Source organism: Planomicrobium sp. CPCC 101079 (assembly GCF_007859275.1).
Lineage (GTDB): Bacteria > Bacillota > Bacilli > Bacillales_A > Planococcaceae > Planococcus.
Genome location: NZ_VOHC01000030.1, coordinates 45,153 through 57,581 on the forward strand (window position 1 = coordinate 45,153; position 12,429 = coordinate 57,581).

General features: G+C 42.9%; 13 protein-coding genes. 8 read left to right on the forward strand and 5 right to left on the reverse strand.

Features of this window, described 5'->3' with window-relative positions; translation table 11 throughout:
- Positions 1 to 32 precede the first annotated feature (32 nt).
- Positions 33 to 1,802, forward strand: coding sequence for a choice-of-anchor I family protein (locus FQV28_RS15405; RefSeq protein ID WP_186763920.1), 1,770 nt, complete (start codon positions 33 to 35; stop codon positions 1,800 to 1,802).
- Positions 1,803 to 1,864: 62 nt separating this feature from the next.
- Here the strand turns inward: FQV28_RS15405 and FQV28_RS15410 are convergent, their stop codons facing one another.
- Both FQV28_RS15410 and FQV28_RS15415 read right to left on the reverse strand, forming a co-directional pair.
- Entirely contained in the window at positions 1,865 to 2,497 is a 633-nt protein-coding gene (locus FQV28_RS15410; RefSeq protein WP_146497399.1) for a CPBP family intramembrane glutamic endopeptidase, read from the reverse strand.
- A complete protein-coding gene (locus FQV28_RS15415; protein ID WP_146497400.1) occupies positions 2,494 to 3,306 on the reverse strand; it encodes an alpha/beta fold hydrolase in 813 nt (270 codons plus the stop codon). Before FQV28_RS15415 ends, FQV28_RS15410 begins: the two co-directional genes overlap by 4 nt.
- 345 nt (positions 3,307 to 3,651) lie before the next feature.
- Between FQV28_RS15415 and FQV28_RS15420 the strand changes: the two genes are divergently transcribed.
- The 3 genes from FQV28_RS15420 to msrB all read left to right on the forward strand — a co-directional run bounded on the left by FQV28_RS15420 (position 3,652) and on the right by msrB (position 6,204).
- Positions 3,652 to 4,287: a hypothetical protein gene (locus tag FQV28_RS15420; RefSeq protein ID WP_146497401.1), complete on the forward strand. Its 636-nt coding sequence runs from the start codon at positions 3,652 to 3,654 to the stop codon at positions 4,285 to 4,287.
- Positions 4,288 to 4,513: 226 nt separating this feature from the next.
- A complete protein-coding gene (locus FQV28_RS15425; RefSeq protein WP_146497402.1) occupies positions 4,514 to 5,044 on the forward strand; it encodes a TlpA family protein disulfide reductase in 531 nt (176 codons plus the stop codon).
- Positions 5,045 to 5,085: 41 nt separating this feature from the next.
- Positions 5,086 to 6,204 (forward strand): peptide-methionine (R)-S-oxide reductase MsrB, encoded by a 1,119-nt coding sequence (gene msrB / locus FQV28_RS15430; protein ID WP_146497403.1) that lies wholly within the window; start codon positions 5,086 to 5,088, stop codon positions 6,202 to 6,204.
- A 103-nt stretch (positions 6,205 to 6,307) separates the two neighbouring features.
- Here msrB and FQV28_RS15435 read toward each other — a convergent pair whose 3' ends face one another.
- Together FQV28_RS15435 and FQV28_RS15440 are read right to left on the reverse strand one after the other, a co-directional pair.
- Positions 6,308 to 6,739: a VOC family protein gene (locus tag FQV28_RS15435; protein WP_146497404.1), complete on the reverse strand. Its 432-nt coding sequence runs from the start codon at positions 6,737 to 6,739 to the stop codon at positions 6,308 to 6,310.
- Positions 6,740 to 6,997: 258 nt separating this feature from the next.
- Positions 6,998 to 7,783 carry a hypothetical protein gene (locus FQV28_RS15440; protein WP_146497405.1) on the reverse strand — a complete coding sequence of 262 codons (786 nt, stop codon included), beginning with the start codon at positions 7,781 to 7,783 and terminating at the stop codon, positions 6,998 to 7,000.
- Between the two features lie 392 nt (positions 7,784 to 8,175).
- On the opposite strand from FQV28_RS15440, the gene FQV28_RS15445 reads away from it, so the two are divergent.
- Positions 8,176 to 8,574 carry a hypothetical protein gene (locus tag FQV28_RS15445; protein WP_146497406.1) on the forward strand — a complete coding sequence of 133 codons (399 nt, stop codon included), beginning with the start codon at positions 8,176 to 8,178 and terminating at the stop codon, positions 8,572 to 8,574.
- A 63-nt stretch (positions 8,575 to 8,637) separates the two neighbouring features.
- On the opposite strand, the gene FQV28_RS15450 is transcribed toward FQV28_RS15445, so the two are convergent.
- Positions 8,638 to 9,537 carry a 3-hydroxyacyl-CoA dehydrogenase gene (locus FQV28_RS15450; RefSeq protein WP_146497407.1) on the reverse strand — a complete coding sequence of 300 codons (900 nt, stop codon included), beginning with the start codon at positions 9,535 to 9,537 and terminating at the stop codon, positions 8,638 to 8,640.
- Between the two features lie 249 nt (positions 9,538 to 9,786).
- On the opposite strand from FQV28_RS15450, the gene FQV28_RS15455 reads away from it, so the two are divergent.
- From FQV28_RS15455 to FQV28_RS15465, 3 genes are all read left to right on the forward strand, one after another.
- On the forward strand, positions 9,787 to 10,797 hold the full coding sequence (locus FQV28_RS15455; protein ID WP_146497408.1) for an STAS domain-containing protein: 1,011 nt from the start codon (positions 9,787 to 9,789) through the stop codon (positions 10,795 to 10,797).
- A 221-nt stretch (positions 10,798 to 11,018) separates the two neighbouring features.
- Positions 11,019 to 11,918: an oxidoreductase gene (locus FQV28_RS15460; protein WP_146497409.1), complete on the forward strand. Its 900-nt coding sequence runs from the start codon at positions 11,019 to 11,021 to the stop codon at positions 11,916 to 11,918.
- A gap of 112 nt (positions 11,919 to 12,030) precedes the next feature.
- Positions 12,031 to 12,384 (forward strand): hypothetical protein, encoded by a 354-nt coding sequence (locus FQV28_RS15465; protein ID WP_146497410.1) that lies wholly within the window; start codon positions 12,031 to 12,033, stop codon positions 12,382 to 12,384.
- The last annotated feature ends 45 nt before the right edge of the window (positions 12,385 to 12,429 follow it).

A 12,429-nucleotide genomic window follows, 5' to 3' on the forward strand; every position in this document is an offset into this window, starting at 1 on the left:
ACCCGATCGGAGCTGAAGAAAACGTGAAAAAAATGCAAAAGTTTATTCCAACAGCAGCAGTTTGTGCACTTTCTTTATCCATACTGGCTGTACCTTCACCAACCGCCGCATCTGAAAACCTCACTCATTTTGAAAAAGGCAAACAAGGCTTGGATGTCGAATTGGTCGGCCGATATAAGAGCGGTGCCAAAATCGACGAAGGCGGAACTGAAATTGTTGTCTACGACCCTAACACTTTTCGCGCTTTTTCAGTAAATGGTGCTGAAAAAGCACTTGATATCCTCGATATGACTGTTTTGAAAACCGATAACACAACAGACATCCCATTAATGACCCGAATTCCACTGAGCGAGCTCGGCGTGGAAGCATCCGATGTCACGAGTGTGGCCATCCATCCTGATGGTGGATATATCGCCGTAGCAGCTCCCGCAGTCAATAAAGAAGAACCGGGATACGTTGTCTTTTTGACAGTCGACGGTGAACCGATCGCCAATGTCCAGGTTGGCGCTTTGCCTGACATGCTGACATTTACACCGGATGGCAGCAAATTGCTGGTTGCGAACGAAGGTGAACCTGCGGAAGATTATTCGGTAAATCCCGAAGGCACAGTCAGTGTCATTGATGTTAGTTCAGATATCGGGACTATCAGCGACAAGGCTGTATCTACCGTCTCTTTTGATGAAAAAATCATCGAGGACGATGTCCGGAAAGTCCATCCCGGCAGCACATACGCCGAAGACTTGGAACCTGAGTACATTACCGTAGACAAAGATGGGCGCTACGCTTACGTGGCGTTACAGGAAAACAACGCCTTAGCCAAACTTGACATCAAGAAAGAACAGTTTGTTGCAGTGAAAAGTCTGGGATATAAAGACTCTTCCATTTCACAAAACAAACTCGATGCGTCGAATAAAGACGATGCAATAAACATCCGCAACTGGCCGGTATTGTCGATGTATCAGCCAGATGGCATCACCAGTTTCGAAGCTGACGGTAAAACTTTCATCCTCTCTGCCAACGAAGGCGATCTCCAGGATTGGGAAGGATTTTCCGAAGAAACGCGCGTAGCCGATATTAAAGATGAGTATCAATTGAATGCCGATTTGTATAAAGGCTATAACCAAAACCGCTTGGATAAACTTGTGGAAAACGGCCTTTTTGAGGAAGAGGAACTGGGCCGGCTGACAACGTCAATTTCGCAGCCGAAAAACGAAGACGGCAAGTATGAGGCAATTTATGGCCATGGCGGCCGCTCCTTCTCTGTCTGGGAAGCCGGCTCCATGGAACTCGCTTATGACAGCGGCGATGATTTTGAACAGATTTCAGCTAAAGTTTATCCGGACTTTTTCAACAGCAGCAACGATGAAGACAGCTTCGACAACAGAAGCGATGATAAGGGCCCAGAACCCGAAAGTGTCATTACTGGGAATATCCAAGGCACAAACTATGCATTTATCGGTCTTGAACGGCAAGGCGGTATTATGGTATATGATTTGTCAAAACCGGCTGCCCCTAAATTCGATACGTATTTCTCGAGCCGCATCTTTAACGGCGAAGAATCCCCAATTACCGAGCAAAGCGGCGACGTGGCTCCTGAAGGATTGACTTTTGTGCCTTCTGATCAAAGTCCGACTGGCCAAGATCTTCTCCTGGCTGCCCATGAAGTTTCCGGAACCATTGCGGTTTACTCTCTAGAAGAAAAAGCGAATGGAAATAAAAATGCTTCAAGCAAGTCGCTATCGGATATAGCAAATTCAATCTTGGTTGCCCCTAAAAGATTGGTTAGTTTTCTTTCCAAGTAAATTACAAAAAGCCGGATGGCGAGACTGTATGAGTCTCGCCATCCGGCTTTTCAGATGAATCGCTACCTTACAACAAACCAATACACGCACATGATTGCGAAGTCTGCGATAGAATGGCCAATAATCGTTGCCGTAATAGAACCGGTCCTCTCACGTATATACGCCCAGAACAAACCGACGATCAACACTGGCAAAACAGCTACCAGCGTATAGCCCGATTGGAATAAATGCAACACTGTCAGAACATGATAAAGCGTATAAAAGATGGAAGTCATTATAATTGCATAGGCTGCTGTTCCATTCACACGCAGCTTTTCGTACATATAACCTCTCCAGTATACTTCTTCCAAAACCGGATTAACAAAAATAAACAGCAAAATGAAAGCAAACTCCAAAGGACCTGCAAAGCCCCAATCCAAAAGCAGTACGCGAAGCTTATTAATATCCAGCAAGTAGACATGCAACCAGCTTACCCCGCCATAGACAAAAAGAAAAAAAACCAACCCGCTGCCGACACCCATTAACAATGATTGCTTGTTTAGTTTCATCCGTTCTTTTGGAAAAGCCTTATCAATGAGCGGCACAAGACAAAGCCAGCCAAAGAACAGCAAGAACGTTATGACGACGTTCTCGAAAAATTGCAGCCCGACAAAAATCATGAGCGATGGACCAATCAAGCGCAAGGCATTTTTCATGGCGTTCCTCCATTCCGGCTTTCCACCATCAGAAAGCGTTCATTGATCGGCTTTAAGTATTGATGCACCGCCCCGTTAAATTCCGCGTAAGATCCAATAGGCACTTGATGGGTCCCTTTATCGATATAGGCCACCTCGGTTTGGGGAGCCGCTTTTAAAAAGGGAATCTGGTAATGATGCATTGGTTTTTCGAGAGTTCCATAGATGAGCAAGATCGGCATCTTCAGCCGATGCAGCGAGTACGTGGATTTGTAGTCGAGACCGTTTTTGCAGTATTCGTATGCGCTCTGCGGATCCGTTTTTCGCGCCAGTTCATAAACCTTTTCTTCGTCTTCCGGATAATATTTGTTCAACTTAGCCTGCAACTTTGCAGCAAGCGGGATTTGGCGGGATTTCGCCATGTACATGACCGATTTGATAAAGAAAATTGGCGAAAAATTATTCAGTTCGGAGTATCCGCCCGATAAAATAATGGCAATCGTCCGCTCCGGATACCTCAAAGCAAATTCCTGCGCAATCAGCCCACCATGAGAATATGCACAGAGCACCACTTTTTCGATCCCCAGCTGGTCGAGCAGACTTTTCAAGTGCTCAGCAAGCAAAGCGATTGTAACCGGACGGTTGCCCTTTGGACTATTACCATGCCCGGCCAAATCATAAAAAATGGTTTTATAATGTTTAGCAAGCGCCTCCTGATGCATAAAGACATTATGGCCCATAACAAACGGATGGACAAAAACAACCGGCATCCCTTCACCTTTTATATGATAATAAATCGAGAGGTCGTCATTGATTGTGGCATATGGCATAAATAGGTTCCACTCCTAACAAAAAAATTTCCATGCTATTCATCGGATACCCGTGTTTTGGCCCAATCAAAACAAAACAGCAAACCTTGCAGTGGTCAGAATCAAAAATGGAGATAAATCAAAAAATATTATTAAAATTTTCAGAAATATATAGTAATTATTTGTTTTTTATAATATAATCGATGCAGAGACATTGAACTACTTTTCTTTTGCGGCCGCATAGAAAGTAGGATTTTCTTGGTTCATTTGTATTAGTTTCTGGTTGGTGTCAGTTAGGAGCCTGTGCTTGTTTTAAATGTTGCTGGGGGACACACAAATCTAATTTATACAAAGGAGAAAAAAACCATGAAAAAACTGGCCATGATTTTAATAGCAATTATGTTGTCGTTCGGCTTCACTTCTGGTGCAATTGCAAGCAGCACCGCTACTGCCTATAACAGCGATAACGACGACAAAGTCACTTATAAAGATGGCATCACGACCGTCGTGACCACGAAGAAAGAAGTAACCCATGACAAGATTGTCAAAGTGAAGAAATCCACAGACTATTCAACTGAAAAGAAATTCGACAAGTCGACTTATGAAGACTTGGAAGTAGATGTAAAAAAAGAAAAGCATCCTAAACACGACTGGTATAGAGACATAAAAACAGAAACCACTTATAAAATCACAAAAACAACCACTTGGGATGAAGTAACAAAGACCGATACAATCAGAAAAACAACTACGCCTGTAAAGATCACAAAAACCACGATCACTACAAAGAAATACAAAGGCAAGCCTAATAAAGGCAATCTGATCAGCACAAAGTCTAAAGTGAAAGTCGACAAAAAGTATGGGGAAGCAAAAGTAAAAGTGACCAAACACAAAAGCACTTACAAAGAAAATGAAAAAACACATTTTGATAAAAAGGTCATTGATGTGAAAGTAACTAAAGGCAAATGGGATAAAAAAGACAAAGATGAAGATGACAAGCATTAACTAGAAGAAACAGGCGCCCGCTTTAGACACGGGTGCCTGTTTTCTTTTTCCGCTTCACCTTACCGACACATTTTGAGCAGGTCTAGAACCTGCTTAAGCTGATTTGATATCTATTACAGGTTCTTCGCTATATGATAGACCTATAATTAGTATTTCCTTTTTTGCATACTATCTTGTCCAGCCCACTGCACGCCCGCTTCGCCATTTTAGCGAAAGGATGGTTTTAATGAAAGCGTTATCAAAAATATTGTTGGTCTTACTTATTGCCTTTGGACTCGGCTCTTGTTCAGCGGGCCAACCCGCCGCTACGGCAAATTCAGGGCAGATGAATGACGGGAAGCCGGCCCCTTCTTTTGAAGTGATCGATTTGCAAGGAAACACCCACCAACTTTCGGATTACGCTGGCCAAAAAGTGTACGTGAAATTTTGGGCTTCTTGGTGCTCCATTTGCCTCGCTGGAATGGAAGAACTGAATACACTCGCCGGTGAAGAAACGGAATTTGCAGTATTGTCCATCGTTTCACCAAGTTCAAATGCAGAAAAAGACAGCGAGTCGTTCGCCAAATGGTTTAAGGGTGTTGAAAACACTTCGAATATTCAAGTGCTCTTGGATGAAGGCGGTCCAGTCTTCGAGCAATACGGGATTATCGGCTATCCGACTTCTGTCTATATCGGCTCAGACGGTGTATTGGCAAAACGCCAGCAGGGCCACGTCAGCAATGAGCAAATCAAGGCAACATTTGAATCGATTCAGTAAGACAAGCGCTTGGACCCAATAAAGGAAAGGACCGATTTAAAATGAAAATTAAATGGCTAGTTGCCCTATTGTTCCTACTGCTGCTATTAACTGGCTGTTCATCGCTGCAATCGCTCACGGCTAATTCAACAGGAAGCGATACCGCAGCAGCCGGCGCTTCAAATTTTCCAGAAAATCCGAATGAGCAGCTGGCGTTTGATACCGCAAAGCTTGAAGACATTTGGCTTGCCGGCGGGTGTTTCTGGGGAGTCGAAGCCTATATGTCCCGCGTTTATGGAGTTTACGATGTGACATCCGGATACGCCAACGGCAGCACAGAAAATCCCACATATGAAGAAGTCACCCGGAAAAATACTGGACATGCCGAAACAGTACATGTCCGCTACGATCCGGAACGAGTAGATTTGGAAAAACTCGTGAGCCAGTATTTTATCATCATTGATCCGACGCTCCTGAACCAGCAAGGCAATGACCGCGGCGAACAATACCGGACCGGCGTTTATTATGAAAATGAAGCTGACCGGGCCATTATCGATAAAGTTGTCGAAAACGAAGAAGCCAAATATGACGAACCCATTGTCACCGAAGTGGAACCGCTAGAACATTATTACCTTGCCGAAGAATATCACCAGGATTACCTCGAGAAAAATCCGGACGGCTATTGCCATATCGAGTTTGATTCATTGGAAGACCAGGACGTTCCAGTCCTGATTGATCCTGCGGACTATCCGAAGCCGAGCGACGAAGTCTTAAAAGAAAAACTGACCGAAGCGCAGTACAACGTTACTCAGAAAAACGATACTGAAACTGCTTATTCCAATGAGTATTGGGACAATTACCAGCCTGGAATTTACGTCGACGTGGCGACCGGCGAACCGCTCTTCTCATCCGCTGATAAATACGATTCAAAATGCGGATGGCCAAGCTTCACCAAACCGATTGAGCCTGCTGTCATCACTGAAAATGAAGATTCCAGCTTCAATATGGTACGGGTTGAAGTAAGAAGCCGCTCGGGCGACAGCCACCTTGGCCATGTGTTTGAAGACGGTCCAAAAGACAAAGGCGGCTTGCGCTATTGTATCAACAGCGCCTCTATCCTTTTCATCCCGCAAGCAGAAATGGAAGAGGCTGGATATGGTTATTTAGAAGAAATCCTTTAATCGTTCAAATCGAATGAGCCTTCTTTTCCTTTAAGAAGGTTTTTTTATGAAAACCAAAAAGAAAAAGCGCCGGATATAACGCTCACTTATATCCGGCGCTTTGTTAACTTCCTGTATAGGATCCATCATCGCAGCTAAATTGCCAAGCAACTCCGAACTTATCTGTTAATGCTCCGTAAGCCGGACTCCAAAAAGTTTTCTGCAGTTCCATCTCAACTTTTCCATCCTGCGCCAACCGGTTGAATTCCGCTGTCATTTTGTCCAAGTCATCTGAAACCACCGTTAGATTGATATTTTTGCCAAAAGTGACGGATGAACCAGGCATTGCATCTGAAAACATGACTTCATCGCCGTAGACGTTAATCGCCGTATGCATAACCAAGTCTTTTGCAGCCTCTGGCAGTTCGTATCCTTCTTCAGGAGGCATATCTCCGTATTTCATGATTTCCTGCATCTCTGCCCCATAAACATCAGCATAATATTCCACAGCTTCTCGGCAATTTCCGTTAAATATCATATACGCAACTATCGGCATTGTAAACTCTTCCTTTCTTTTGCCTTTATGTTTTATAGTACGAGCGAATTATCCAGAGGTGAGCGGCCTCTAAGAACGCACGGTTTAACAAAATGGATAAAGGATATACAAAAGGAACGTATGTTCTTATTTAAATCAATTATATACGATAGCCTTTAAAAAGGAAAGAAACTTTTAATTATTCTGAATAAAAATCACTTAAAACCTCCATTCTGTATTTTGTACATCCTGCCTAAATAGACTAGGAACTTTTCAAGCTTATTTTGGATAGCGCACATATTTCTGCTGGCTGTCAATAATTCGTTTGTTTTTCCATGCACTGTAGTTATAATTCAATTTCTCCATTTTCTCCAGGTCTTCATCCACAATCATATTTAGTTTTGCCAAGCTAAGCTCCATCACATCTTTGTTTTCTGTAATGCCTTTAACAAAATCCAATTGATGCCTCTCCAATTGTTTTTCAGTTTTTGCAGACTCCAAGAAATCTGCAAAAGCACGAATTTCATCGTTGTTGCTAAGAAGCGTCGTTAAAGTCAAGTACTGATACATATTGACCCGGTTTGCCGTTTCCTGGACTTTCGCCAAGTCCGTTTCTATGATATGTTCACGGGCTAGAACATCATGTTCATAATAATGCTTAAAGTCTTTCACTAGCCGGTTGAATTTTTGCTGAATGTCCCAAAGCCCCGCAAATGCGTCCCTTCCCTGCCTTACTTTCCCTTCTTCTTTAGCTATCGCAGTATTCAATGGATTTATATAATAGGCACTTTCCACTTTCAGCCGTGCTTCACCAATTTGAAAAATACTTGAACTGAGATCTGCAAACAATGCCAATTTCTGCTGCGCTTCAAATGCTTCTTCTCTATTGTCTTCACCGATTGTTACGTAAGCCGTCCCAGCTGGTTTATCGTTTTTCAAAAAACCCGCCATAAAGTAAGGTTTGCCGTTCACTTTCCAGTAAACCGGATTAATAAAAACACTTTCAGCCCATTTCCGGTACTTTTTCACTTTCTTCATCAGCAGTTTAGTTGTTTGGTCATCCATCACATCACCTGCTTTCTTTCGGGCTTGGTATCCGTAGAATTCCTTTTATAGGTAGGTACGAAACGTCTGGTGGAAAAGTTCCGTGGGCAGCCCTTGATCCCTTTGATTAACGGAATGTTTTCTAATAGGCTTCTTTGGGAGGCAATGAAATAAATAAATTTAATTTTCAAAATACTATAGTATTTTTTTGCTTTTTGTTATAGAATGAGGTTGCGAATATCAAATAACTATTATTTATTAATAATTACAGAAATATTCTATTTCTGTTTTTAATACCCAATTTAAAAGGGGGTTTTATTCTCTCAAAGTGCATAATGATGAAAGTTTCAAGCTCTATGCCCCTTCAGCCTAGAGAACGAACACAATCTAATTATGAAATGGAGAGAAAGAGAATGAAAAAATACTTAATGATATTGATGGCGTTATTCTTGATATTCGGAGTCTCAACTACTACAGTACTAGCTTCTGGTGATGATTCTGACCAAGCTACTACTTATAGTAAAAAGAAACATAACGATGACGATGATGACGATGATGATGACAAAAATGACAATGATAAAAAAGGCAAAGATAAAGACGAAAAGAAAAAGTATAAAAATACCAAGTATTATTATTTCAAAAAGCATTATTACTACAAAAACGGCAAAAAACATTACTATTACAAAAAATACTACTACAAAAAACACAAAAAACATCATGGTGACGATGACGATGATGACGACGACGATGACGATGATGATGATGACGACAAAAAACATGGCAAGAAGAAACGCGGCAATGGTAAACATTAATGAATAAAAAAGGAACAAGCGCCTTGCTATAGCAAGGGCTTGTTCCTTTTTCTGTAAAGCCGATTAATTTTCCAAAAAGTCCGGTTCAAGAAATGCAGGGTTTGGATAGCTGTAAAAGCCTTCTCCTGTTGCTTTACCGAGTTTGCCTTTATCGATATACTCGGTTTTCAACAGATCCGCAAGCTTTCTGTACGCAGGATTGCCAGTAGCAGCAGCTTTCGCCTGGACAATATTGTAGGCGGTATTGATACCGACCACATCTAAAATAGCGAATGGTCCGAGTGGTGCACCTGTTGCGATTCTCCATGTCTTATCAATGGTATGGACATCCGATACTTCTTTGACCAACAGCAATTCAGCTGCCTCCAGAAATGGCACTAGCAATGAATTCAAAATATAGCCAGGCTGTTCTTTATAAAGCGGAAGCGCCACCATGCCAATCGCTTTCGCGAACGCTACCAAGTCGTTGAACACGTTCAAGTCCGTTTCCGGGTGCATCATGATTTCAGCTGTGTTGTTAATCCAAATCGTATTAGCGAAGTGCAGCGCCAAGAATTGCCCTGGGCGGCCTGTCGCTTCTGCAAATTGGCTCGGCAAAAGCGTAGATGAATTTGTCGCAAAGACCGTATGGGCTGGCGCCACTGCCCCTAATTCTTTATAGAAGCGCATTTTTATATCTTCCACTTCAGGAATCGCTTCAATTACAAGGTCCGCGTTTGCTGCGGCTTTGGCTAAATCCGTTTGGAACGAAATTCGATTCTCGGCCGCGTCGACCTCTTCTTGCGTCGCCCCCAAATCTTTCTTGTAATTTCCTTTCAGCTTTGCAATGCGTTCTTGCGAGCGTGCAATCGCTTCGTCGTTGATGTCGTATACTGTCACTTCAAAACCTTTAAAAGCTGTCTGGTATGCAATTTGGCTTCCTAAAACGCCGCTTCCGGCAACTGTGATCCTCTTGTAATCCATGGATAGCACTGCTCCTTTGACTGTTTATTAAACCACTTATCCAGTATGCGCTTATAGGAGGAAATTGTAAAAAAATTGGCTTTCATCAAAACGCCCGTTACTTATAATTACTTATTCTGCCCACACCTGTTTAGACCAACCCGAATAATGGGAATACGATACTAACTTAATAAGTGCCCGCAAAAGAAGCGAGCATATAAAAGGTCTGCATGATAAGCTTGAATTTAAGCAAAGTGAGGAGCAAAAATCATGAAAAATGAATTTACAGTTGGTGGAATTGAACTGAAATGGGATTCGGAATCGGGAGAGGTGTTATTCGAAGGCGGAGATGTCGTCTTTTTTTGGATCTCAGCGATGAAGACCTTTTTTGATTCCATCCGCGAAATATCTGGCGTCGAAGCGACAAACCTAGTGTTAGAAACTACAGGTTTCCGCCAAGGCGTCATTGTCGGCGAAGGATTCCGGGATATGAAAAACATCAATGCCACCAATGTAGTGGGATGGATTTCAAATACTTATGCGTCAGCCGGCTGGGGGAAAGTCAAGATTGTCAAGATGGATGAAGAAACAAAACATTTCACTTTACATATACAAAATGACTGGGAATACAAATTGAATCAATCGGACAACAAACAAAACCAGGGGATTTTTGTGCCTTCGCACTACGCTGGGGTGTTTACCGGCCTTTTCGGGCATGATTTTTGGTATGAAATCCGCCAATATCAAAATGAAGAAAATACATACAGCATCGTGGAATATTTTCCTTCTGAAATAACCGTCCAGCAAAATATCCACGAACTGTCCAGGCGACAGGAAGCGGAACAAATCAGACAGTTAGAGCAGCTTGTTGACCAAAACACAAAAGTACTGCAAAACTTAGTAAAAGAACTTTCTTCTCCGATTATCCCGGTGCTTGAAGGCATTATCGTGGTGCCGATGATCGGCAGCTATGACGAAGAACGGGCCGAAAATCTGATTTTCAAGACACTTGAGCATTTGCCGAAACACCAAGCGCGTTACCTGCTTTTGGATCTTACCGGGCTGACCAAGCAGATTTCTGAGCATACAGCTGAAATGATCGACAAATTAAGTGCTTCTGCCCGCCTGCTTGGGACAGAAGTTATCTTGGTCGGCGTTTCTCCGGAACTGGCGCTGCTTATCTCACAGACCTTTACCAACTTAAAGAAATTTGAATGCTTACAGTCTCTTCAGCATGGAATCTATTACGCGCTTGGGAAAAGCGGCCGCCGAATTGTATAGGCCAATAGAAAAATTTTATAAACCTTCTTCATTAGTTGGAGACGGTTTTTATGCATTTGCTGCAATCAGGAGTGCTCTGAATATTTTACCGAACAATCACGGGAAATAAGTGAACAGGATTTGATGGTTCCTGCTGTATGAGAACGGTATGGACAATTGAGCAGGCGATCGCCTGCGTAGCAAAAGCTTTACAACAAGATTCGAAACAGGGAGCTGACAAAATGGCACAAGAACTTTTAACTGGAAAAACGGCAATTGTAACAGGTGGAAATAGCGGAATTGGCTTGGAAGCGGTGAAAGTGTTCGCTGAACGCGGTGCGCGGGTCATTCTAGCAGTTCGAAATGAAGAAAAAGGAAGGGCTGCCCGTGAAGATATACTGCACGATTCTCCCCAAGCCTATATTGACGTGATGAAATTAGATCTTGCCGATCTTTCAACTGTACGGGCATTTGCCGCTCAATTTAAAAGCCGTTTTGATTCACTCGATTTGTTGGTCAATAACGCCGGGGTGATGACTCCCCCGCTATCAAAAACGAAAGACGGATTCGAGCTGCAGTTCGGCAGCAATCACCTCGGCCATTTCGCGCTTACTGGCCTGCTTTTGCCGCTGCTCACGAAAACGCCGGATTCTCGTATAGTCACGGTCAGCAGCCTGGCTCATAAAGGAGCAGCCATGGACTTTGAGAACTTAGATGGTTCAAAAGGCTATAAAGCGATGAAGTTTTATGGCCAAAGCAAGCTGGCAAATTTATTATTCGCGATGGAACTGGACAAACGATTGAAAGCCCATGGTTTCTCCACCAAAAGCTTTGCTTGCCATCCTGGGATTTCTGCGACAAATCTCTTTAAATTCGGCAAACGGGACGCACCCGAGATTTTAAAAAAAGTCGCCAACCGGCTTCTTCAGCCTCCTGCTATGGGGGCGCTGCCCACCATCTACGCTGCGACTGAATCCTCGCTGAATGGCGGCGAATACATCGGACCTGACGGCAAAGGCCAACGAAAAGGCTTTCCGGCAATCGACACTCCCCATTCATCCGCAAACAATGAGGCTGCATCGAAAAAACTATGGGAAATCTCCGAAGAACTGACAGGTGTGAAGTTCGATTTTACAAATTAGGACCAGATCTATTCCCAAAACAGCATAAGATTTCCTCCCAGCAAGGCTTACTTTTGGGGAATCGGGTATAAGAATAAGGCAAGGTTGCTTTTCATAAAAAGGAGGTAATGTCTTGGAATATCAACTTACAATTCGATTGACGAGTGAAAAGAAAGGCTATTTTTGGCTTTTCGAAAGTGAAGAAGACACAATATCCATTTTTAATGAAGTTGTTAAAACGTTTGAGCAATACGAGCCCAATGACATGGACGTATTCATGCAAGAAAAAAGAAGAGAAATTGAGGAAACTGGAGAAACGCATGCAGTTCAAATTGACGTGACCAAAAATGAAAAGCATGTCGTCGTCCGTTCTGCCGCTTATAACGAAATGTGGTATGAAGGACAGCATTTTGAAGATATCTTCAATATCCTTACTGAACGGCTAGGAAGGGCACAAGAATTAGAGTTTGATTCTACTGCCACATAACCAAACTTTTATCTTCCCCCTTTGGCTCTTACATCTGCCAAAGGG